This window comes from Heyndrickxia sp. MSNUG (assembly GCF_049532715.1).
Classification (GTDB): Bacteria; Bacillota; Bacilli; order Bacillales; family Cytobacillaceae; genus Mesobacillus.
In genome coordinates this window covers 2,069,427-2,092,872 of sequence record NZ_CP150978.1, presented here as the reverse complement: position 1 = coordinate 2,092,872, position 23,446 = coordinate 2,069,427, and the positions used below count along the sequence as shown (strand labels likewise).

The 23,446-nt window shown below is 37.7% G+C and carries 24 protein-coding genes; 6 read left to right on the top strand and 18 right to left on the bottom strand.

Annotated features, from left to right (window positions below):
• Window positions 1–219: 219 nt before the first annotated feature.
• Entirely contained in the window at window positions 220–4,332 is a 4,113-nt protein-coding gene (locus AABM38_RS10445) for a phosphodiester glycosidase family protein (protein ID WP_423410312.1), read from the bottom strand.
• Window positions 4,333–4,582: 250 nt separating this feature from the next.
• Between AABM38_RS10445 and AABM38_RS10440 the strand changes: the two genes are divergently transcribed.
• Both AABM38_RS10440 and AABM38_RS10435 read left to right on the top strand, forming a co-directional pair.
• Window positions 4,583–5,389: an extradiol ring-cleavage dioxygenase gene (locus AABM38_RS10440; RefSeq protein WP_423410311.1), complete on the top strand. Its 807-nt coding sequence runs from the start codon at window positions 4,583–4,585 to the stop codon at window positions 5,387–5,389.
• A 312-nt stretch (window positions 5,390–5,701) separates the two neighbouring features.
• Window positions 5,702–6,292: a lysostaphin resistance A-like protein gene (locus AABM38_RS10435; RefSeq protein WP_423410310.1), complete on the top strand. Its 591-nt coding sequence runs from the start codon at window positions 5,702–5,704 to the stop codon at window positions 6,290–6,292.
• A gap of 157 nt (window positions 6,293–6,449) precedes the next feature.
• On the opposite strand, the gene AABM38_RS10430 is transcribed toward AABM38_RS10435, so the two are convergent.
• From AABM38_RS10430 to AABM38_RS10415, 4 genes are all read right to left on the bottom strand, one after another.
• Entirely contained in the window at window positions 6,450–6,845 is a 396-nt protein-coding gene (locus AABM38_RS10430; RefSeq protein WP_423410309.1) for a DUF3224 domain-containing protein, read from the bottom strand.
• Window positions 6,846–7,060: 215 nt separating this feature from the next.
• Window positions 7,061–7,306, bottom strand: a complete 246-nt coding sequence (locus tag AABM38_RS10425; protein ID WP_423410308.1) for a hypothetical protein — start codon at window positions 7,304–7,306, stop codon at window positions 7,061–7,063.
• 87 nt (window positions 7,307–7,393) lie between these two features.
• Complete coding sequence (locus AABM38_RS10420) at window positions 7,394–7,981, bottom strand: GNAT family N-acetyltransferase (protein ID WP_423410307.1); 588 nt, start codon at window positions 7,979–7,981, stop codon at window positions 7,394–7,396.
• 45 nt (window positions 7,982–8,026) lie between these two features.
• Window positions 8,027–8,671 carry a pentapeptide repeat-containing protein gene (locus AABM38_RS10415; protein ID WP_423410306.1) on the bottom strand — a complete coding sequence of 215 codons (645 nt, stop codon included), beginning with the start codon at window positions 8,669–8,671 and terminating at the stop codon, window positions 8,027–8,029.
• Window positions 8,672–9,305: 634 nt separating this feature from the next.
• On the opposite strand from AABM38_RS10415, the gene AABM38_RS10410 reads away from it, so the two are divergent.
• Window positions 9,306–10,352: an alpha/beta hydrolase gene (locus AABM38_RS10410; RefSeq protein WP_423410305.1), complete on the top strand. Its 1,047-nt coding sequence runs from the start codon at window positions 9,306–9,308 to the stop codon at window positions 10,350–10,352.
• 416 nt (window positions 10,353–10,768) lie between these two features.
• Here the strand turns inward: AABM38_RS10410 and AABM38_RS10405 are convergent, their stop codons facing one another.
• The 8 genes from AABM38_RS10405 to AABM38_RS10370 form a co-directional block, all read right to left on the bottom strand.
• On the bottom strand, window positions 10,769–11,140 hold the full coding sequence (locus AABM38_RS10405; protein ID WP_423410304.1) for a hypothetical protein: 372 nt from the start codon (window positions 11,138–11,140) through the stop codon (window positions 10,769–10,771).
• A 162-nt stretch (window positions 11,141–11,302) separates the two neighbouring features.
• The gene (locus tag AABM38_RS10400; RefSeq protein WP_423410303.1) at window positions 11,303–11,785 is read right to left on the bottom strand and encodes a hypothetical protein; all 483 of its coding nucleotides are present in this window, start codon (window positions 11,783–11,785) and stop codon (window positions 11,303–11,305) included.
• Between the two features lie 85 nt (window positions 11,786–11,870).
• Window positions 11,871–12,182: a hypothetical protein gene (locus AABM38_RS10395; protein ID WP_423410302.1), complete on the bottom strand. Its 312-nt coding sequence runs from the start codon at window positions 12,180–12,182 to the stop codon at window positions 11,871–11,873.
• Between the two features lie 185 nt (window positions 12,183–12,367).
• On the bottom strand, window positions 12,368–12,946 hold the full coding sequence (locus AABM38_RS10390; RefSeq protein WP_423410301.1) for a GNAT family N-acetyltransferase: 579 nt from the start codon (window positions 12,944–12,946) through the stop codon (window positions 12,368–12,370).
• A 101-nt stretch (window positions 12,947–13,047) separates the two neighbouring features.
• Window positions 13,048–13,869 (bottom strand): putative protein N(5)-glutamine methyltransferase, encoded by an 822-nt coding sequence (locus tag AABM38_RS10385; RefSeq protein ID WP_423410300.1) that lies wholly within the window; start codon window positions 13,867–13,869, stop codon window positions 13,048–13,050.
• Between the two features lie 153 nt (window positions 13,870–14,022).
• Window positions 14,023–14,361 (bottom strand): WapI family immunity protein, encoded by a 339-nt coding sequence (locus AABM38_RS10380; RefSeq protein WP_423410299.1) that lies wholly within the window; start codon window positions 14,359–14,361, stop codon window positions 14,023–14,025.
• Window positions 14,362–14,572: 211 nt separating this feature from the next.
• Window positions 14,573–14,779 carry a hypothetical protein gene (locus tag AABM38_RS10375; RefSeq protein WP_423410298.1) on the bottom strand — a complete coding sequence of 69 codons (207 nt, stop codon included), beginning with the start codon at window positions 14,777–14,779 and terminating at the stop codon, window positions 14,573–14,575.
• Between the two features lie 460 nt (window positions 14,780–15,239).
• The gene (locus AABM38_RS10370; RefSeq protein ID WP_423410297.1) at window positions 15,240–16,169 is read right to left on the bottom strand and encodes a DMT family transporter; all 930 of its coding nucleotides are present in this window, start codon (window positions 16,167–16,169) and stop codon (window positions 15,240–15,242) included.
• A 369-nt stretch (window positions 16,170–16,538) separates the two neighbouring features.
• Here AABM38_RS10370 and AABM38_RS10365 point away from each other — a divergent pair, with 369 nt between their 5' ends.
• A complete protein-coding gene (locus tag AABM38_RS10365) occupies window positions 16,539–17,507 on the top strand; it encodes an NAD(P)-dependent alcohol dehydrogenase (protein WP_423410296.1) in 969 nt (322 codons plus the stop codon).
• Between the two features lie 98 nt (window positions 17,508–17,605).
• On the opposite strand, the gene AABM38_RS10360 is transcribed toward AABM38_RS10365, so the two are convergent.
• Window positions 17,606–18,100, bottom strand: coding sequence for a hypothetical protein (locus tag AABM38_RS10360; RefSeq protein ID WP_423410295.1), 495 nt, complete (start codon window positions 18,098–18,100; stop codon window positions 17,606–17,608).
• 259 nt (window positions 18,101–18,359) lie between these two features.
• Between AABM38_RS10360 and AABM38_RS10355 the strand changes: the two genes are divergently transcribed.
• The gene (locus AABM38_RS10355; RefSeq protein WP_423410294.1) at window positions 18,360–19,685 is read left to right on the top strand and encodes a DUF3238 domain-containing protein; all 1,326 of its coding nucleotides are present in this window, start codon (window positions 18,360–18,362) and stop codon (window positions 19,683–19,685) included.
• A 90-nt stretch (window positions 19,686–19,775) separates the two neighbouring features.
• On the opposite strand, the gene AABM38_RS10350 is transcribed toward AABM38_RS10355, so the two are convergent.
• The gene (locus tag AABM38_RS10350) at window positions 19,776–20,165 is read right to left on the bottom strand and encodes a thiol-disulfide oxidoreductase DCC family protein (protein ID WP_423410293.1); all 390 of its coding nucleotides are present in this window, start codon (window positions 20,163–20,165) and stop codon (window positions 19,776–19,778) included.
• A gap of 145 nt (window positions 20,166–20,310) precedes the next feature.
• Window positions 20,311–21,399 carry an alpha/beta fold hydrolase gene (locus tag AABM38_RS10345; RefSeq protein WP_423410292.1) on the bottom strand — a complete coding sequence of 363 codons (1,089 nt, stop codon included), beginning with the start codon at window positions 21,397–21,399 and terminating at the stop codon, window positions 20,311–20,313.
• Between the two features lie 320 nt (window positions 21,400–21,719).
• Here AABM38_RS10345 and AABM38_RS10340 point away from each other — a divergent pair, with 320 nt between their 5' ends.
• Window positions 21,720–22,235 carry an acyl-CoA thioesterase gene (locus tag AABM38_RS10340; protein ID WP_423410291.1) on the top strand — a complete coding sequence of 172 codons (516 nt, stop codon included), beginning with the start codon at window positions 21,720–21,722 and terminating at the stop codon, window positions 22,233–22,235.
• A gap of 562 nt (window positions 22,236–22,797) precedes the next feature.
• Here the strand turns inward: AABM38_RS10340 and AABM38_RS10335 are convergent.
• Window positions 22,798–23,097, bottom strand: coding sequence for a hypothetical protein (locus tag AABM38_RS10335; protein ID WP_423410290.1), 300 nt, complete (start codon window positions 23,095–23,097; stop codon window positions 22,798–22,800).
• Window positions 23,098–23,184: 87 nt separating this feature from the next.
• Window positions 23,185–23,355 (bottom strand): hypothetical protein, encoded by a 171-nt coding sequence (locus tag AABM38_RS10330; protein ID WP_423410289.1) that lies wholly within the window; start codon window positions 23,353–23,355, stop codon window positions 23,185–23,187.
• Between the last annotated feature and the right edge of the window lie 91 nt (window positions 23,356–23,446).

Genomic DNA, 23,446 nt, shown 5'->3' with positions numbered 1-23,446 from the left:
AGAGCCCTGCTAATAAAGACCATTCGTCGGGAGATATTTACCTGAATGGTCATGAGAACTCTTATAAAGACCATACGTCTGGAGTTGATTCCCCTGAATGGTCATTAGAGCCTTTATAAAAATAATGTCCTAACAAAAAAACAAGGCTGTAGACAACCCTGTTTTCGAGTTTTTCTACAGCCAATGTGCCAGGCGGAGAAACCTGACACTCCATTTTATTTATTTTTCCTCTTCAAAAAAATAATCCTCATTCACAACCGAAAATTCATCTATCACTTCCCCGTCAGAAGTTAAGGTTGTAAACGTAATTCGATCCTTATCAACCGTTGCCTTTATTGAGACAGCAATGTTATCCATATTGACATATTCGAACTTTTCATCAGCCACTGCATCATAATGCTTTTTACCAGTTGTTCCGGCAACGACATAAACGGTTCCGTTTGAATCTTCCTGTCCTGCCTTCAGCTTTTTCGTCCTGCCGTATGAATGGTCATGGCCTGAGAATACAATATCAATTCCTAATTCATCGACGACTGGAGGCAGCTTTTCCCTCATGATTTCATTTCCTCCAAACGGATTCGTGAAATAAGGTGGTTTGTGTGTCACAAGGATTTTCCATGGCTTATCTGAATTTTTCATATCCTGCTTTAGCCATTCGAGCTGCTGTTCTAAAACATCAGTCTCACTTGTATAGCCTAATACGCTTATGTGCATGTTGTTATAATCGACTGAATACGTACCACCCTTATCTGCTGCCGGACCGTTTTCCGGTGAGTTGAAGATGGCTTTAGCCAAACTTGCATCTGCATCTCCCATGTATTCGTGATTCCCTAATGCAGCTACCATGTCAGTATTACGAATGTTATCGTACTGATTCCATGATTTTAAAGTATCGTTCCACTGGCTGAATTTAGAAGATTCATCAATAAAATCCCCTACATGGATCATGAACGATAAGTCTTTTTTATTTAGCTGTCCCATGATTTTATTTAAATCGCTTAAGTCTGAAGGCGACTGAGTGTCCCCCAGAACGGCGAACTCAAAGCTTTGCTTTCTTTGTAATGTGGTGAATTCCTGAAGCTCTGACCAAGTCTCACCATCACCAATACGGAAGACATAAGTTGTATTCTGTTGCAGCTTTTTTAATAAGACTTCATTCACTCTGACAATTCCATTCTTTGTGATATCCTGTTCACCAGAGAAAACCTGGCGACTCGAAGATCCTGTGGCTGTTTCCAGCGAACCTTCGCCCTTTCTGTCATAATCCTGCTTTCTCGCATATTGAACAACCGTTTTTTCCTTAGCTAATGGACTCGACATCCAGGTTAACGCCTTTTCCTTATAAGGGTCAGCTGTTGGTGTCGAGAGTAGGTTTTTAATTTCATCAGCAGCCAGTAATGCCGGATATGTTTGTGTGTTCCATTTGAATGAATATTTACCATCTTTTACTGCATAAATCGCGAGTTTTTTCACTTCACTCGTAATCGAATCCACGGTTATCTTGCCCTCAGTGTCCGTTTTTCCTAAAAATAATGGTTCTTCGCTGCCGTCGATTGTCGCATAGACTTCCACGTCTTTTGAGGCTTCATTTTCATTATTTTTAACAGTGAAAACGGATGGCTTGCCAATCAGGATCGCATCTCCTTCGACATGGAAGGCTCCCTTTACTTCGACACTTGCAGGCACCATTGAATAGGTGGAAACGAAGCTTTCTTCTTTAGGAGAATGGTAATTAAGCTCTGCATCGATCATTTCATAGGTTAGCTTGCTGCCTTCCTTTGTAGAAGCAGGAACTCTGATTTTAATCTCAGCTGCCTCGGCTGAAGCTCCAGTTGCAGTGCTATTCACTAAATTCAGCGATAGGATTCCAGTTTCTGCATCATAACTGGATGAACTATTCTTGAATTCTTCAGTAAACTGAACAGCCTCCACCGGGTAGTTTTCATCAATCTGGATGTTCATTTTGGATCCTGAAATCTCAGCTGGATTCGTTGCTTTGACACTAAGGCTGTACACATCTCCCAGAAATGACTGTTCCTCACCTGCTAGATCAATTTTTCCCGAGCCCGAATTCACGGTAAAATAAACCGTCTTGATCGCCTGGTTTCCAAATTGATCTGGAACCATCAATGTGACCTTATGAGTACCATCTGCCCATTTCAAACCGCTTAGTGAAATAGATCCGTCCATGTCATAGGAAAAATGGCCTTCTGCATTGGAATAATTTTTCCCATCAACATAGAGATTGATTTTTCCCCAATCAATCCCCGTTTTAAATGGATCATCTTGGTACTCATTAACTTCTGCCTTTAGGTTGACCGCATTGGTTGTAAAATTCTTGCCCTCCACGTTTATCGAACTGATTTCCGGTGGATATAAATCATCCATTTTCTCACCATAAACGGCCCTGATGTTATCAATATAGATGGACCCTTTAGTCATCGGTCCGGTGATTCCTGATTTCGTGGACATCATGCGAACTGCTTGGGTGCCTGAAATCTTAAATGGTCCTTTAAAAGTTCCCGGAATTTCTGCCTCGATATATTTCCAGCCAGACCAATCAATCCCCGGAATTTCTTGTGTCAGATTGATCGTTTGTGCTTTATTATTTCCATCGATAATCATCATTCTTAGCCAGTAACCCTGGGCTTCTGGTGTTCCATACACCCACATTCCAATTCCTGTAGGGTTATCTTCGATTGGTGTATTTACACCTGGACCTGCGTAAACACCAAGTGTCGTTCCAATCGGCGAATTCGTGAAGTCGAAATCCAATTTTAACGACTGGTTTCCAAACCGTACTGGGGAAGGATATTTTGATAAACTAAGTGACCCTTTTTCACCGCGGTTTGCTGTAGAGGTTTTCCATGTACCAAGGTTTCCTTCAAAATCGAACATCACCTCAGGAAGCTTCCCCACAGAAACCTTCATTTGAGTCGAAAGGCTTGTCCCCTTTAGTCGTGCCGTAACCATGCCTGTAACATTTTGTTCTCCAGTATGAAGAATGCCAGCCTCATCAATCGTTCCCATTCCTTCAGGGACTTCAAATTCTATGTCCTCTAATTTCCAGACAACTTCCCGCTTTTCAAACTTGGTGACCAAACCTAAATGAATTGCACTGTTCCTGGCTGCCGTTAATTCAGATGCTGAAAAAGCCATCTGATCGGGCTGTGCGATTTCGATGATGCTTTTGCCTACCTCTTTACCATCTAACTTAAGCAGGACATTAAATTGACCTGTTTTCCCGTTCGATACAAATGTTCCGTTCTCAGCGATTTCACCGAATGTTGGATCTGATATTTCCCACGTTAGCCCTGACTCAGGCAAAGGTGCTGGGGCCATTGATTTGTCCCTTCCCTTTGCGCTGAAAGTGATGGTAGAACCAGGAGTATACGATTTGTCGTAAGGTTCAATATGAGCAGAAGCAAACACATGATCTGACGGCTGCTCTGAGACGATTAGCCATGAATTTGCCACACTTCTTTCTGTACGGTCAGATGGTCTATTGTCCACTTCGAGCTGATCGCCGCCCAGTTGACGAGTCGTGAAGGTCGACGATCCGCCGCCATCCAGGTTCAATGCACTAACTGCACCCATGTCGATCATAAGCTGGGCTAAATCAGGCATAGAGATTCCCGCAGAATATGGCTCTTGCCGTCCATCAATCACGACGAAAAACACATCACCGTCTGCCTTGATTCCAACTGCAGTTCTCGGTTCTTTATCTGCCCCTGTTTGTGGAGTCTGATAGACTTGGCCGTTTTTTACGAGAATTGCATTACCACCTAGAGCTTCATCGACTTGGTCCTTCATTGCTTCAAATTCTGCTGGAGTACCGATGACTGCTTCCCCGGATTTTTTGATTGCAAAAAACTCCTGTCCAGACGAGGACTTATCTTTTACTGCTTGTCCATCCTTGTATACGTAGCCTAAGGGCTCACCAGTGGCCATATTGTAGAAATCCGCATTTACAGCAGCCACTACCTGATGGTTTTCTTTATTAGCGGCACTTGCCTGCTGCCTGACAGGCTGCAGCCCAAAAGCTGTTCCGTCATTCGGTGTGCCAGCTTCAATGGTTACAGTTGGATTTTGCATATCCACTTCCACCACAAAACTTTCAATCTTTTTTCCTTCTTTTCCCTCGAAGCTATAATGCTTCTCCTTCACACCAGGGGCTAAATCAGCCTGATACTGGTTAATCGGAAGTTGGACAATGGTAGATTTTAAATCGAAACTGCCAAGTGCAGATGTCAAAATTGGAGAAATCATACTAGCGGCTAAGGTAACAGATACGGCAATTGGTACAATTCTCTTCTTCCAATGCTTCTTCATCGTTCTCCTCCTATGTATGTTTTCAATGTTATGTAATACATCTTCCATCTTATTAAAAGACTATTAATCTAGTATTAATCCATTATTAAGATTTTTCTAAAAATGGGTAAGTGTGGAAGGACCTAATTGAAGTTGGGAAATAAATGGAACTTAAGCTCATCTTTTAAAAGAATAGTCACTTGTAAGAAGGAATACCGCAACGAACAATCAAATTAATAGATTAACGAGGAAAAAAAGGTGGTTAAAAGTGATGAATTCATTTGTATTTGCTTGTATTGCTCCTCATGGCGGTGAGCTTATTCCTGAATTGCAAGGCTCTGATCCTGCTCGAATGGCTTTAACGCGAGAGAGTATGATAAAGCTTGGAAAGAACATGAAGGACGCTAATCCGGATTACCTGATTGTCCTTACGCCGCATGGGACTAGGATTAATGGGAGATTTTCAATTGCAGATTCTGAACGAATGGAGGGTTCTTGGGAGGAAGACAACAGGATCTTCAGAATGAAAAAACAAGTTGCCCGTGATTTAGCCCGTGCAATTAACGAAGAAGCAAAGAAAAATAATGTACCAGCTTCCACAATCAATTTCGGAACTTCAGAAGGACCCATTTCATGCCTGCCATTGGATTGGGGTGCGATTGTACCACTTCGGTTTATGCCAGACGTTCCGATTGTTGTCATTACGCCATCGAGAGACCTCAGCTTCCAGCAGCATATTGACTTCGGAAGGATGCTTCAAAAGGCGGTGGCAAAAATGGATAAGCGAGTTGGATTAATTGCCAGCTGCGACTGGGCACATGCTCACGATGAAAGTGGCCCCTATGGCTATCACCCTGCCGCCAAACAGTTTGATGAACAAGTCGTTGAACTAATCAAATCGAACCAATTAGAAAAAATGGCTGAGTTTGAAGCTGACTATATCGATGCTGCAAAACCTGATGGAATTTGGCAAACATTGATTCTTGCAGGTGCCATTCCTATTGAAGAACGAAATGTTGAATTTTTATCTTATGAAGTACCTACCTATTTTGGATTGATTTGCGCGGGTTATTTTTAATGAGGACAGTATCACCAATTCGCGAACCTTTGCCACTTTTACAAAGATATATTTATGTTTCATCGATTCAGAAAAAGTTAAAGCATTTTAAATGGTAATGATATCTAAGGGGAGATTGGTATAAATCATTTACGTTCAAATATATTTCTCTTATTTTTGGCAATTTTATTTTTCGCAGGTATTATTCTCTTTTCTTATAGGTTGTTTGTATGGGGAATAATACCGGTATTATTCTTGCTCTTTATCTGCATCTCCACTAATAAATACCGTTCATCCGTTTCCTTGTTTCTGTTTTTCTTATTAGGTACATGGATGTTTCAATTAGGAAGCATTTACATCGGGGTATGGAATATATCCGCAGAAATGAAAATCCTTATCAACAGAAGTTTCCTTCTATTAATCATTTTTGGAACTGCATTTTCACTATTGTTATTTAAACAGAAAATTTCTATCTTTGCCCTTTTGCCTGATTGGCAAAGTAGTATCAAAATGCCATTTCATACAATTAAATTACCCTATTTTTTACTTATTGGTTTGATGGGTTCGAGCGTAATACTTATACCAATATTTTTCCATCAAGAAATGAGCTATGTAAAATCAATATTACTATTCGGCATATTGTTCGCGGTTATAAATGCTACACTTGAAGAGATACTTTGGAGAGGTATTCTGTTATCAAACTTAAAAGAAAACATTTCCACTTATTTTGCTGTTGTCATAACCAGTATCGGATTTGGTCTATTGCATTTATCAATTGGAATTCCTTTTATAGTCTGTTTACTTTTTTCTTTCGGAGGACTATTCTACGCGATCGTTGTTTTAAAGACGAATAGTATATATCCATCCATCGTTTTTCACATTGTAATCAACTTGGGTATGGTTTTTAATGGCTGGATCATTTGAATTTAGGAATGCGCTTAAAAGAAGAAAAGCTCAGAGACTCTGAGCTTTTTTGTATGTTATAGATTGTTATTCGTATGGTGGAGTTGATGGTATATGGTTGGTCAATTTCGATGTCCCGCTATTTGTTACAGTATCCTTTTTGTATAAGGGTATTTAATTAAAATTCAAAGCCAAGAATCATTTTACTGCTTTGATTTGAAAACTTGTAATTATAGGACCCTTTCATGCCTTCTAAGTCACCGGTCGTTTTAATAATGGTTCCTGGAGAATCTAAATTCCCTTTATCAAATAATCCTTGTTCTACAGCAGTAAATGTCCCTCTTTTCCCCTTATAAGTCCCTTCAAAATGAAGAAAACCAGAAATTTTCGCAGTAGCCAAGTGGCCATCATCAATATTTGATTCTAAATAATAGAATAAATACTCAACAAAAGCTTTTCCTTTTAATTCACCGTCAAGATCATATTCGACATGTGCAATATTAATAGGGAAATCTTTTCTAGTGTCATCGACCGGCTTTTCATCCCATTTGCTTACTGTAAATGTAACCTCCATACGTGTAATCCTCCTTATATTAGGTGATAATCTACTTCAGTATACACCTAAAAAGTACCATCTCATTACAACTTTATGGAGCATCACTTAAAAAAAGATATCAATGAGATAATTAAAGCAACTTAGATTAAACCATCCATAATTATCACATTACTATGATTGTCGTGTGTCAGGCCAAATTATAAAAGTAGTGGCGTTCATCCATTACTTTAAACTCAAACTTGGCGACTATTGTTTTTCATAAGATGCCATGCAACGCCTACTAATAATGAGGCCAAAATCAGCTCAGGGATGACAACGAATAGAAAATGCGCTCTAATTATTATTTCTGCTGCCGCCGGTTGTCTAGCAATGCTCTCTACAGTTGCCGCACCTGATATCCCAATCCCTAAACCAATCCCTAAAAATCCTAACAGGGCCAACCCCACGCCTACACAACATTCAATGAAGTTTTTCATCATTCCAATCCTCTCCTATATTAGTGTCATTATCACTATATTCAAGAGAATGGGAGACTGAATGGACGTTTGCTTCAAGAGAAATGTCATTTATATTAAGTTCTTTTGCATTCTATACAAAAGAACACCTTCTTCCTCTTCCAGCCTAACCAATTCAAACCCGTTTTTTTCGTAAAAGGAGATCGCCCCTCTATTTGTCTTTGACACTCGCAGCTGATATTTTTTCATTTTATTTTTTAGGAAGTAATTCTCAGCGTATTCCATCAAGGCTGTTCCATACCCTTTTCCTCGATATTCAGGAATTAAATAAAAGAGGTTAACATAACCGATCTCTTTCTTTTCATAACGCATGATTTGCAGCTCCATCTGTCCAACTGGCTGACTATTATTCTCTACAATAACCAGCCCACCTGGAAACTTTTGAAGGAGATCATTTATCCTCATTAGGTAAACGTCATTATCCCCAAATAAATTCTCGTCACCAAAACTGATGACAAACGCATCTCTTCTGAACTTTATTATGGTTTCAGAGTCAGTTAAAAGGTCAATATTGCGAAAAGAAAACAAGAAACATCCCTCTTTTTCCTTGGAGTTTAATAAACCGTTTTCCTGATACAATATATGTTCCTTGTAAACTATATAATCCGCAATATCTTCATTTTCCAGATTAATGATCATTCCTAGGTATTCTACAATTTTAAAGCAAGGATACTTTTAAGAAACTTAATCTTTAACGATTAATCCCAGCAATTTTGAAAACCCTATCGCCTGATTAGCAGAGACCTCACAGCCCTTTAAGCTTTCCAATGAAACATTAAGCTGCTCATATGTACAAGTGCTGATATCAATACCTTTTAGCTCAGTTTCCGTAAAATCAATCTGGTTAAGATCACAAAGGTTAAATTCCACCTTGTTCAGTTTACACTCATAAAAATTAGCACTTGCCAGAGAACATTGATCAAATCTTACCTGCTTTAATTTCGCTTCAGAAAAGTCGCTTAAATTCACATCACAGTTCTCAAATGAAACGTTACCCAGGTTCGCTTCTGAAAGATTTATCCCTAATAATTTGCAATCCTTAAAAACGACTCTATGAACGACCCCTCCGGAAAAATTGGCATTCGACAGATTACAATCCTCAAAAATGACATCCGTAACATCAATTTTATTAAATGAAGAATGAATAAATGTTGTATTTTTAAAATGGACCTTTGAGAAAAATACCCTATCCATTACCTCATGATCAACCACCGCACCCTCCACTTCACAATTCACTAACTCAGGATCTTCCTCATAGTAAATATCTTGAAAATTTGCTTTCTCTAAATATGCTGGAATTTTCGGTTGATCAACTTTTATTTTTTTCAACTCGGTTCACCTCTTATCGTTTTCTCGAAAAATATTATGTACCTGTAACTTTACACACAAATTCTTTTGCTTATAAGTCTTTATTTTTTTATTAGGTTGTGTCAAAAAACTTTGTTTCGAAATGAAAAAAGGAACCGTGAGAGTAACGGGTCTTTTTGAGTCTTGCAAATTACGGTACATTTTAACCGCCCATTTAGCTAACAAAAGAATAAAAAATCGCTTAACGTAATCGTTAAGCGATTTTTGCTTTATTAATATCGTCATATTAGAATACGGTACCTTTTAGTGAAATAAGTTAGATTTTGTGCTAACCTGCCCCGTATGTTCAATAAGGAATTCAACAAGTTTCGGGGGGAAATTAAAGGTGAGTATAATATGGGCATTACTTGTATTAACAGCAGTTTTCTTCTGAATCTTTCTTAAAATCAAGTACAAATAGATGTTGTTTAAATGCGCAGTATCGTTGTATTACGCATTAAATGAATCTGTTATCTTCAGATATTTCCCTCCAATAGTAATTTTCCCCACCATAGTATAACTTATAGGCAAATTTTGTTACCAAATTAAGTATAGTCAATGTATAGTTGACATAGATCGATTTTTAAAGTCGTATTTTACATAAGGGGGGTTCATTTTGTTTCATTTTTTTTATAAGCCTGATTATAAAATTCCTCCAGATGGGATTGACCAGATTGATGAAGTTACAATTGGTGGTGTGAAACAGCAAATCCTAATACAATCTTACAATAAGAACAATCCTGTTATTTTGTTTTTACATGGTGGTCCTTCCATGCCATTGCCTGGTGTATCATCGAGAGGTAAGGATTATACAATTGTTACGAATACGAAAAAATTAGTTCAGCATTATACGGTTGTATTTTGGGATCAAAGAGGAACAGGAAAGTCTTATCATGATGATATTCCAAAGGAAACAATGAATTTTCGGCAATATGTACATGATGCTGATGAGCTCATAGACTATTTAAGAAGTAAATTTAACCAAGATAAGATTTATCTGGTTGGTCATTCATATGGCTCGCTAATTGGCATTTACTTAGCTCATCAGTCTCCAGAAAAATTACATTCATATGTGGGGATGTCTCAGATTATTAGTTGGACAGAAAACGATAAATTATGCTTTAAGTGGGCTAAGGATGAGGCTAATAGACGAAATGATGTTAAAGCATTAAAAGAATTGGAGTCTATTGGGGAACCACCATATGTGAATAGCTATAAGCAATGGGGTGTATTACGGAAATATCAAATTAAGTATAGCTCAATGATTTACTCAGATCATAAAGTGAAACATCCAGGACTGTTTAAGATTACCCTGGATATGCTGATATCAAAGGATTATCGATTTAAGGATGCTATGAATGCCTTTTATAAAGGACATAAGCTTATTTATACCGATGAATTTATTAAGGATATTCCCACTTATAATGTAAAAAAGGATATTAGGGTGCTAAAAGTACCTGTAACCTTTATACATGGTCGAAAGGATGTCCATGTTCATGATGAGCTACTATTAGAATACATTCATAGCCTTGAGATGAATCAAAAGCCAAGAGTGATTTGGTCAGAGAAATCTTCTCATATTTTTCACCCAGATGATACGGCGTTAATTGAAAAAATCTTAATTGAAGAAATATTAATAGATGTGAAGAAAGAGCTTGCTTAAATATGCCTAAGTTTAGGTTAAGAATGATTTTTTTATTTGCTGTTTGGTATTATGATATATTGCTCATTTATAGTATCTAATATCGATGTCTTCTAACCCTTTCTTCGCTTCTTCGATTTATATGTTTTTAACTGTAACTTTTTTAATTCAGCTCCATTCTCTAAATATTAAAATTGCTGGTGCTCGATTGATATCGTATTTTGGATATTTTTCTTGTGCTGTCTTCAGATTAGTTAAGTGCTCATATTCAATAACAGGAAATTCAACATATTTAGCAAATGTCTCGCTATTCTCTTACCCAGATACAATAATTATTGAATATGTCTTAGGTTGCTCTTCAGCTGAACAAGCTGTCAAGAGCAACACCAATACAAGAAAAACTAATCTAAGAAACTTCAGGGAATCCCTCCTACCTATTATTTAGTTGCTTCAATGTATTGCTCATACCATTCTTTTTCCGTTGACCACTCGTTTACAGGATTTTTTTCGCCTAAAATTTCTGAACAAGCCGATGCCATTATATACTCTTCCAATCCATCTCCATTGCTTTTGGCAAACTTGTTTAAAAAATGCTTAAGAGTGATTTGCTTTTGTCCAACAATATTACTGAATTCTTTTTTGTGAGTTTTTATATAATCATTAGGATTTGAAGACAATTTGCTAACATCACTTGAAGTTACTATTTTCTCCAAGTCTCTCTCAATTTGTTGGATAATGTCCATTTCTCTTTCCGCAGAAGTACAAGCAGTCAATACAAGTACAATACAAAGCATCAATAGTTTTCTCAACAATGCCTACCCCTTATTTTTTAGCTCCTATTTAGGTTCCTAATTAAGCAAATCTGCACCTTTTATTCAATAAGGATATCAGCAAAAAGGTGCCTCACCCTTACCATATGAAACAAAAAATGGGATACGCCGTTATTCCGTTTTCATTTATGATTAATTACCTCAATTAAAGTCGTTAGGTGCCCACGTCGTGATATCGTCCCCTGGGGTAGCAACTATCAGCCATTCTTCTCCGGTATACCCAGCACCATCTCCAGCTTGCCAACATTCATACATATCGTGGTGGCCGTTTACAAAAATCGTTAAACCAGAGCTAAAACCAATTTTAAGGTGCGGCACAGTTTCGCCCAATTTTATGTCAATGACTTTTTCTCGTTGTAATTTAATTAATAATGAATATTCTTCCTCTTCAGTCGAATCATCCATTTCATCCTCAGAGTTAGGAAATTCATTTATTGCAGAAGGAAAGACGGTCCATTTTGATTCAATGTTAACCCATAATTCATCAGGTTGTTTACTAGTATAATGCATAAATTTAATCAGCGTGGAACCCGGGCCCGGACCGAATTTCACTCCGTCTAATTGACTTCCTATAAATAATTGTTTAAGGACCTTTTCGGAAAATTCCCGCTGTTGTAGTTCCAAGAATTATCACTTCTTTCGGGTATGGAATTTATCTGTTTTTTCAACCTGCTTCGTTAGCATAATAAGGATTACCAGAAAAGTGCAGTTAAAAGTAAATGACAATCATAATAACTAAACTGACAATTGTGTAGAGGACTGCGCCATAAAACACTCCACCTACATTGACTTTTAACTCGTCGTCCTTTTGTATTTTCCAACCTGCTTGACTCGCTTCGAAAGTGGCTCCTTTTGATGAAAGTCCTCCGCTACTGCTAAAAAAGAAAAGTATGACAGATAGACCTAGACCAATGAAAAAGCTCCATTCGGCATATGAAAAAGGTATGATTTTACTTACGACCCACACGACTAACCCAATTATGATTGCTGTAATAATTGACCACAAAATGACTTTCTTCATTCGTTGTCCCTCCTTTTTTAATTAATACTACGAGACAACTTCAAAAAGGTTCCTTTTTTACAGTTATTCCAGACGCAAGACAGTATTGCTTCTTGTACGAACCTGCTGCGTTTGTTCAATAAGAAATCAACAAAAAAGGCCGTTAATCCTGCTAGGTCAACGCACCAACTTGTTAAAATACATAATTACAATCTGAATGAATGATAAATTGTATAGTCCACTTCACCGGAGATGTTTTTCAACCCATCTTCACATAACTCCATTGCCATTAAGTTCTCCTCGGATGGTGGTAAGTTTTTCTTGGAAGCATATATACCGAACTCAGTTGATGTTTTAAATCCAAAGCGTCGATAATACCTAAAATCTCCTTCAACAATAATTCCCTTATACCCTCTATCAGAAGCTAATTTAATACCTTCCTGTAACATAAACTTACCAACACCTTGTCGTTGCTTATTAATTGCCACAGAGACGGGAGATAACAGTAAAATTTCATTTTCATATTTTTTATTTAATGGAAGTTTTGAAAGTATAAAGTGTCCTATAATTTCCCCTTTCTCCTCAGCAACTAAATCAAGTTCTGGGATGTAATATTGTTTTTTCCGAATCTCTCTTACAAGTGATTTTTCAACTACACCATCTGAATAGTTGGTATTCTTGAAAATTTCATAAACAAAATCTTCTATAAAACTATATTCTTCTTGTTTTACAGCCCTAATTATCATTTTAATGGCAACTCCATTTCGTAAGAATGTTCCCTTCATTTTTAAATTCTTCTTTAACTAATCTGTACCTTTCGTAATTATTCTGCAAAAAAGAGCCTTAATCCTTTAATGGATCATTGCCCCATTAGTTGATCATACTCTTAGCAAGGTTTTGTTCCAATAACAACTGTTGCATCTAATTCTTTTTCTCTAACTATTTTGGTAATTAGTCCAGCTTTAACAAAGAGTTCAAAGGTCTTTGCACCCTGCCTTTCGCTCGTCTCTATCAAAAGATGTCCCCCAGAAACAAGCCAGTGGGGTGCCTTTTCCGCTATAATACGGTGAAGGTGTAGTCCATCCTTTCCTCCGTCAAGTGCCACTTTTGGTTCATATAAACGTGCTTCTCGCGGCAGGAGTTTTACTGACTCAGCAGGAACGTAAGGTGCATTTGCCACTATCATGTTTACTTGACCTCTCAATGAATGGGGTAATACATCATATAAGTCACCATGATAAACATGACCACCAATCTTAGTTATGTTATGTGAAGCACATCGTACAGCAACGGGGTCAATATCAACGGAGTGTAATAAAATCTTTTTAAGGTCTGTAGCTATTGCAGCACCAACAGCACCAGACCCGCAACATAAATCCAAAACAATATCATTTGGGCAAGCTAAAACTTTTGCTTGTTCAACCAGAAACTCTGTTCGTCTGCGAGGTATAAAAACACCCTGTTCAATTTCGATTCGTATACCACAAAACATCGTGAATCCAAGCACGTATTCAAGCGGTAAACCACTTACTCGTTTTTCCACCATACTCATCAGTACTTCTATATTACTGGCCTCAGAAGTTAGTAACTGTGTTTCCTCTTCAGCAAAGACACAACCCTCGGTCCGAAGTTTGTTGATTATGCTTTGTTCAGTTTTATAATCTATGAATTGGTTAAGTTTCTGTCCGATTAATCTCACCGCTTCCATAACATATGTAATTTCACTCTATTTTCTATAAGTAAAAATAATATCCTTCTTTAATTAAGCTGCATCTTAAATACAGTATATTAAGGCATAGTTATTTAACGTTAATAAAGTTAAATAACGATGATTGCCTTTGTAAAAGCCTATCGGTATGAATTATGGTTTTCCGAGTACAGGGAACACAGATAGAATTGATTGTATTTCTTTTATTATTCCATTTAAATAGGATTGGTCGGAACAGAAATCGAATTTTAAAACAGCCCCAATTCCTGCTGGATAGCAAGTTTCTACTGTCCAATGAATATTGCCTTTATTGTTAATTTCACCTTCAAGTTCAAGATACCCATCTAAATTGACAAGGCAAGCTTTTCCTTTTAACTTATTATCCATCCGTATGATCTCATTTACAAAATCCCTTAATTCGTCTGTTCTTAAATCTGCATTAAATTGAGCTTTATATCCTGGGATTTCATACTTATTGTTGACTTGATCCAATTACCATCCCAACAATCTGTACAGTTTGGGTGGCTTCTAGAAATTACTAGAATCTCTATTTTGGCATCATCCCCTAATATATGAAATTTCACCAGTATCACCTCTAAAAATTAAATATCTAGTTTCTAACATTCTTGTTTAATAAGTTATATTTCTTCTTCAACAAAAAAGGTGGCTAATCCTTCTTGGATCAACGCACCCGTAAATTTACTTAATTATAAAAGCCTATAAAATTTAATATTGTAACCCCGAAAATAGTGACAAAAACCCCTACTATCATAGCTAATGTTGTAGTTTTAAGTTTTTTAGTATCGATCCAAACAGTTATCCCAATAATAACTGTAAAGATGACACCGAAAAATAATGAAGCGAAAGGATTAGTAGGAGTAATCCAATCATACCAACTAAGAAAATCCATTATTCCCATCTCCGTTTCCATCATTAAATTCATTTTAAAAAACCAATCACATTCTTTATTCCTGTCTCTTTAGCTGAATAACCTTCTATCTATATTAACATAAATTCCCATTATTTTTACTGTTTATTTAATGAAAATCACTATGATTTAGATACACTCCACTTCTTATAAGAAAAAGGCCGAGGAAGCCTAATCTTGGTAACAAAGCTGCACCGGTAGTTCAATAAGAAAATCCAATAAAAGGAAACATATATCCTTTCAAAGTAAAAAGATTTATTAAATGTAAAAAAATAAAAGGACCAAAGCTCTAGCATAGCAATTTGGTCCACAAAACAAATAATATTTTTTTATAATTAAAGTAAAGTACTTTTTATAATGTACATTCAATTTTTGTGATAAGTACCCGAACCTGTTTCCGTGCGAGGCTACTTTAATTTATCGTAATAAAGTTTTTTATGATTTAAGCACTCTTCCGCTTTATACTTTTACTCTCCACTGCTGCTTTATTTCCGCCTATCGACAGCCACGTAACGAACACGAGCATGAGACCGACGCCAAGCAGTTGGATGTTATGCAGCATTGTATCAAACCAGATGACTGAAATGACCATGACGGTTAGTGGTTCCACGCTTGATAAAATACTGGTCTCAACGGCACTTATATACTTCATGCTGGCTAAGAACAAGAGAAATGCCATCGTGCCAAATATAATCAGTATGCTCATGATGAGAAGTCCTTGTGGCTGAACGAGGAATGGCCAATGGTCAGATTGCCATACACGGTTGATCAGACCGAGAACAATCCCGCCAATCAGCATACTCCACCCAACGATGGCTAGTACGCTCCATTCCTTCATCAGACGAGCTGGATATAATGTATAGAAAGCGAATGTTAATCCTACAGCTGCTCCCCAGAGCATGGCTTCGTTACTGACGAGCAGATTCCCAAGCGAGCCGTTTGTAAGGAGGAAGAAAAGACCGGCCAACGTTCCTGCTATTCCTAGGATTTGATATTGCGGAGGGAATTTCTTATGTGATAATGAAACATAAAGCACGACAAAAATTGGCGCAGAAAACTGCAATAACGTTGCTACGACGGCGTTGCTCGTTTCGATCGCATAAGAAAAGGTAAATTGCAAACCAACCATCCCAAAAATACTAAAAAGAATCAGCTGATTGCGCCAGTAAGGCGTCTTTACCACCCCAAATATATCTTCCTTTTTTATAGCCAGAAACAGCAAAATGCCAGATCCCGCAACAATCAAACGAACAGTCAGCAGAAATGGCACCGTCAAATCCGTATTGCTCAACACCCATTCCGTCAGTGAACCAGTAGTCCCCCATAACATCGACCCAATCACAATCATCAAAATCCCTTTAAGACGCAGCATTATGCTCAGCTCCCCTTCACCGCATTAAACCACTGGGGGTCAGACCCCCAGTGCGTTAGTGTGCTAAAGTCTTTAACTAATCTATAACTAGTCCACCTAATCTATTAATCACATTAAATATTAAATATTATATTACCATAAAATCCTATAAGAAATTGCAAGTCGTGTTACATAGAATTTATAAATAAATACGCTTTACCGAATTAACGTGCCGGGGGTCTGACCCCCGGCACGTTAATTCGGCAAGGCGAAACATCTACTGTGAAGTTCTTTTTTCTATTATTGGTCTTATATCGTTTGTTTCGCGATATGATTAATTATTCAGTAAGTTAGTCGGATCTATGCTACAAAATATCGGGAGGAATGCTTATGAAGGCTATTGTATGTAAGAAATATGGTTCTCCTGAAGTTCTTGAATTAACTGAGGTGGAAAAACCTACTCCCTATGATCATCAAGTGCTGGTGAAAATCCACGCATCTTCGGTGAACTATGGAAACCTCGTACTAATGAAGGGGGAACCATTTTTAGCACGCTTTGCTTTCGGTCTTTTCACACCAAAATATTCGATACCTGGCGGTGACATAGCAGGCAGGGTTGAAGCAGTTGGTAAAGAGGTTAAGCAGTTCCAACCAGGTGATGAGGTATTTGGAGACCTTGCCAGCTGTGGCTGGGGTGGCTTTGCAGAATATGTATCGGTGCCTGAAAGTGCTTTAGCATTAAAGCCCGCCAATATTTCCTTTGAGGAAGCGGCTTCTGTCCCTATGGCAGGTGTGACGGCATTGCAAGCCTTGAGAGGGAAAGGCAAGATTATGCCTGGGCAAAAGGTATTGATTCATGGAGCCTCTGGAGGCGTCGGCACTTTCGCTGTTCAAATTGCCAAAGCGCTCGGGGCTGAGGTAACTGGTGTATGCAGCACGAGTAATTTAGAAATCTTGCAATCCTTAGGAGCAGACCATCTCATCGACTATAAAAAGGAAGATTTCACCCAAACCGGGCAGCGTTATGATTTGATACTTGGCGTGAATGGAAATCAGCCAATTTCCGCATATAAGCGTTCATTAAATCCAAATGGAACATTTGTCCACGTCGGAGGATCCGAAACTCAAATGTTTCAAGCCATGATTAAGGGACCTTGGATTTCAATGACAGGAAATAAGAAAATAAGCACCTTCTTACAACGACCGAACCAAAAAGATTTAAAAGATATAAAAGAATTAATAGAAGCCAGAAAGGTAAAACCAGTTATTGACCGAAGCTATACCTTAGATGAAATTAGAGAAGCTTTCAAGTATTTTGGTGAAGGTCACGCTCGAGGAAAAGTTGTTATTACAATATAAAATTTGAGAAAGAAGAAATGAAAGCGGAGATCGCACACTATCTATAAGGTGTGTTCTCCGCTTATTACATTTCAAAACCCTTAAAAATTTACCTAGAATTATAATCCTGTCTGATTCTGATAATAATACAATACGCTTAGCTTGAAATGATCTACGACCTGAAGTTGTTCGTAGAAAACTTTATACAGTTCTTGATACTCTAACAGAAAAGAATAGTTGGGATGTTTAATAAAGAAATTATTCTGTAAATCTATTATCTCTCCTGATTTCAGTCTCCTTCCACATAACGCTTTTCCTCCAAGTCGATACGCTTTGTAAAAATAGATTTCTATATCATTGGCGAAGTCTTGCTCCTCATCTTCTTTAATAAAAATATGATTGAAGTTGTTTTCTATCTTTTCTATGTCTTCAAAAGCATTGTGTTCAATCAACTCGAGACTCCTCTCTATCAATTGTTGAGCTAGACCAGGCTGTTTTTCTGACTTAACCGCATCCAAAACGCATTCATATACATATAAAATATAAAATTCAATTGGTCTAGCTAAAACATTGTTTGCCTCTATCATTTGTTCTGCACGAATATTTAGTTCCATATAACCTTCACCTTTATGTATAAAAATTTTAAACGTTAATTAAATGTCTTATGGTTTTGGCTTCTACATTCATTTTCTAATGGGAAGACCCTATAACTTTAGCAAAAGTAAGAACAGCTTACTAGCCTTAAGATATTTAACTTAATACCCTTTTCTTCATAAGCCATTCTGCTACACAGCACATTTAAATGCGTTCTATACACTTATAATGGGTAAACAAATAGCAGGATCAAATTTTCAATAAAGAGGTGATTAATTTATGAAGTCCGATAACCCGATTTTAAATACATCGAAAATGTCGAAAAGGATTTTGCCTCTTGCCGCTATTGGAATCGCCGGGACACTCTATGCTGCTTCTGTTAATCGACGGAGGAAAACGGCGTCCATCTCTCATTCACGGATTATGGATCTTATAAAACAAAAGCCTACAAGTATTTCAGTTGCCTTGCCAGAGAGTGTTGGCCGATATCGTGTGTACCGCGATCATAAACTCATTTACAATGGACCTGCCACAAAACTGATGGACCGAAACCTTATTCCAGGCACGCTTTATACTTACTCAATTGAAAAAATGGACGAGAATGATCATGTAGAGGAAATACTGAAAATCCAGACAAGAACGGCGGTCGATTATAAAGAAAGAGAAAATGTCCTTCAGGATCTCATCATGACTTCTGTTGTTGCTAATCATCAGGTCAGTCTTGAGTGGGAACCGATAGAGGGTGTATCTGAGTACACTATATTTAAAAATGGCGTGAGAATGAAAACAATTGACTGCTGCTCTTATTCAGATGCTGATTTGAAATCTGATGAGGAAATCATTTACACGATAAAAGCAAAAAGACCCTTGCAGCGTTCAGATCAAATCAAGTGGGAAATAAAATCGCTAGTGGCTCATGCCGTAGGTGCCATAAAAAATGATTCTTCCACTGAAATGGCAGCAAAAGAAGAATTTTCGATTACAAAGAAGATTGGTCCGCTCAACCAGCTATTAAAACCAGTCGGTGCAAAATCGGAAGGTAATAAGGAACGGCTGTGGCAGCTGCGCTATACCACTTTTTTAAATGATGAGTGGCTGCAAAATCCGAATCCTGCTTCTGCTGATCACTATTTCAAAGGCGACAACCGCAGCTTTGACCCTGAGTCCTCTAAATTTCGCACCAGGGCCGACGTCTTTATCGATTCAGAGAACCCTTCTGCTTTGTTAAGCAAGGAGGTAGGCAAGACAGAGGCGTTTAACAAAAACGAAGAATTCATTGAAGAAGCGGATGCTTCAGATGAAGGAATCAAACTTAAAAAGGTATTTTCTGATGATGATAAAATTATGTTTCAATTGCATCATTCCATCAGTAACCCTTTAGTTATGTCACCGGCAATCGATTATATAGTATGCGGAACGTTTTACAAAGATGGGCAATTCGATCTTGTTGGCATCCACGACCAGGCACCGCATCATGAAATCTATTTAAAAGAAGCAGGTACTGAAGACTGGCAGCCCATCCATCAAGCCGAGAGCAAAGGACTGGAGATGATGGCTAGTACACTTGCAAACCAATATTGGCTTTACTCCACTTTTACCTCATAATCAAAAAAGAACGGAAAAGCATCCAGTAGCTTTCCGTTCTTTTTCTTATTCATCAATACGGCCAGGGTTCACCGTAAAGAGAAACGGCTCTTATAAGAACCGTTTCCTAATATTTGGCGGTGGCAGCATGCAACTTTCCTTTTGCCCAAACCATTTGTATCGATTCTTGGCAATCAGGTCGTAAACGATGTTCCTTATCGGACTTGGAATGATGATAAAGCCGTACAGCCATTTCCATGCCCCTTGCAAGTGGCGGCTGATTCTCAGCGCCGCAGTCGATTTATAATATACCTTATCATCTTCAATTAAAATCATGCTGTCGACATCAGCAGGTACATTGTGCTTTTTCACCAGATTCTGCCCAGCTTCACTCTGCAGCGAAGCAAATTGGAAAATCCCTTTTGGATCGCGGTTTAAAATAAACTGGACACTCGCATCACAGAAGTTGCATACTCCGTCAAACAGAATAACAGGATGCATCGAACATCCCTCCTAGTATCAGACTTGGTTAAATCCTTTACTATATCCTTTATCCTTTAAAATGATAATAAAACAAAAAAGATTTATTGTTTCATTAGAATATACAAAAGACCCGCGGAAGTACGTACCGCTTCCTATATAACGGTTATCTTCTTTTAGAAACCTTCATCAATTTATCGATAATGATTTTAAAATCTTCCTCATTAGGATAATGGGCAGATTTTTCAAGTGTAATATACTCTTTATCTCCCTGTACCTCTAATTTGTTAAAAAAGTCGAGTGCTAAATCATAGTTGGTGAGTTTATCATGTTTCCCCTGGAATATATATATTGGTGAATGTACTCTCCTTATTGTTTGTAAATCCACTTCTTGTTGAATCTCTTTTTGCAAATTCCCCGCTGTAAACAAGCTGAATTTCGCACCGCTCACGAGGACACTGTAAATATCTTTCAAGGTATAGTCAGGACTTGAGAATATAGGTTTTAAATAGCTCAGGATGTTTGCCTTTTTAATCTTTTCATCGCTGTAATTATCTCCGCCATATTTGCTGATATACTTGCTGTATTTCTCTTCTTTTTCTATCGTGTATGGCGGCTGGCCAAATGATGCCAGATCTTCCTTAAGCTTCTTGTCATTCTTACTGACCGCAATATCACTTATCCACTTTGTAGATAATCTTTGATTTTCAGTATTATTAACAAACTGGGATATGCCAAAATAGCCCTTAATTTTTTCGGGATGTTCTTCAACACACTTCATTCCGATGATGGATCCCCAGGACATTCCAGATAAAAAAATCTTATCTTGACCGAACCGTTCAGTCAGGTAATCAATAATTTGTTTTGTATCCTCCACAAATTGATGTACATTCATTTTTTCAATTGGAAGATCCTTATGATAGCTTTTGCCAGAGCCTCTTTGATCATAATAAACCGCGATGAAGTTCTCGACAATTTCCGGATAGACGCCTCTTGAACTTACCCCGAATGGGATTGGCTGGCCAGGACCTCCATGTAAAAACAAAATAATTGGCTTAGCTGCACTTTTACCTTCAAGGAGAATATATTGTTTTGTTCCATTCACATGTAATTCAACTAACTCCGCTATACCTCCCTCCTTGATCGCCTTTTGACTTTTACGCAGAATTTTATTTTTCCAGAAATATCGTACCAACAGTAAAGATAAAATAGCTGCGAATATTACGATAAAAAATAACCCAAAAACCTGACCCAACCTAACTGCCCCACTTTTATTCAACAAAATTATTGTTGCTCTCATTTTAATATAAAACCATTCCTCTATATACCATTATTTTCTAATACCTCCTAACAAGAAAAAAAGAGGATGCCTATGCGGTTCTGGATAACGGATATAAATTTTTCATTTCTTCGATACAATTTTTTGTTAACGCAACTACCCGCAGCTGTCATGGTACTTCAACTTCATTTACATAAAATCAGGAAATAGACAATGAATTCTATTAACGTATTAAATGGCTACGTCAGACGAAAAAACATATAATAGAAAAAAAAGAAAGAAAAGAGGAAAAAGGAATGGATGAAGAAACAAAGATGTGTTCTGCTTCAAAAGTGATAAAAACAAGCAGGGTGTTTCCCCTAGATACGAACAACCATGGAACGCTTTACGGAGGAAAATTGATGAGTATGATTGATGATGTGGCTTCGATATCTGCATCCCGCCATGCAAGGTGTGACATTGTCACGGCATCCACTGATTCAGTCGACTTCCTGATTCCCATACAAAAGGATCATTCTGTTTGCCTCGAATCATTTGTGACATGGGTGGGAACTTCATCAATGGAGGTATTTGTAAAAGTCATATCTGAAGACCTGATGACAGGTGAAAGAAAACTTGCAGCTACTTCATTCTTGACGTTTGTTGCCCTTTCAAAAGAAGGCAAGCCTGTATCTATTCCAAAAGTCATCCCTAGTACACAAGAAGAAATCATGCTTCATGAAAGTGCCGCTGAGAGAGCCGAAAACAGGAAGAAGAGAAGGAAAAAAAGCAGGGAACTTGCTAAGAAAATGGATATAGAGCTTCCATGGTAGTAGAAAGCATCCCATTCAACTGACTTGCTGAAGGAACCCACCCAAAAAGGTTGGGTTCCTTATTATTTTAGGCAGTCGACTAGATTTACAGGCTTGTATTCACTTTAAACTGTCCGTCATCATGCTCTTTCCAAAAGGAATAAAGAAAAAGCAGACGCAAAAAGCAAAGAAATTCGCCAGCAAGTCGATGAATGGACTGGAAAAATCCGAGCCTTAAAGAAGGAACGCGGCGATACATGGTAAATGAGCAGATGGATCTCAGAATTTGAAAACCATTTCATTTTGTTCACATATTGTCCCCTTTTCGTTCATCAAATGATCAATTTCGAAATGATCATGGTATCCTCAATGGAATTATAATTACTCTTGTACTAACAACAAGGAGTTGGCAGCAATGAGAGATAAATTGATTGATGTTCTGCTAGGGTTGACCCTCTTTTGTATCGAATGGACTTTCCTTTTTTTACTTAGCGCTGGCAAGGATGTTAAGTCACAATCGTAAGCTAACTATTTATATCTAAAAAAGAAACTCCTGCGATAAAGGAGTTTCTTTTCCCTCGTTTTATTGGGTTTCGATCATTGTTCCGTATTTCGTTCTGTTCACCCTTACTGCTTCATCGGCATCAACAGAATCGTAAAGCTCTTTTCGTACAACTATTTTTTCACCATTAATCTGCAGCCAATATTCGTTTTCAATATCGTAATTGCCATAGATATTTTTCACATTCTTACCCACACCTTTGCCCGCTATGATTCCCTCTTCTTCATGAAATGAAAATTCAGTGTCAAGGTAATCCTCATACGCAAAAGATAACATTCCAATACAGCCAATCCATAGAAGGATGGAAAGTATTTTTTCCATTTTTATCACCCGGGCTTAGCTTATGGATAAGAACTGCATTTTAATCATTAACAACTTTACTGCCGGTCTCCCCCTGCTTTCCAAGGTTTAAAACATCTTTATCACTTTATATTGTTTACCACTGAATGGATCTGGAAAAGGATCCGCTACTACTGCAGCCACCTGGATTGGTACGAAGCGATGATCATCCTCCGTGATCGTATTAAAACCATGATCGTGTACATCTGCAAATACAGCTGGTATAAATTCCCTGAACACACATGTACCCGTTCTTGCTTCAGCCGTTACAAAATCTCCTCTTTAATTGCGGATATATTAACTATTAAAAATGAAATGCTTTAGAGAGTCG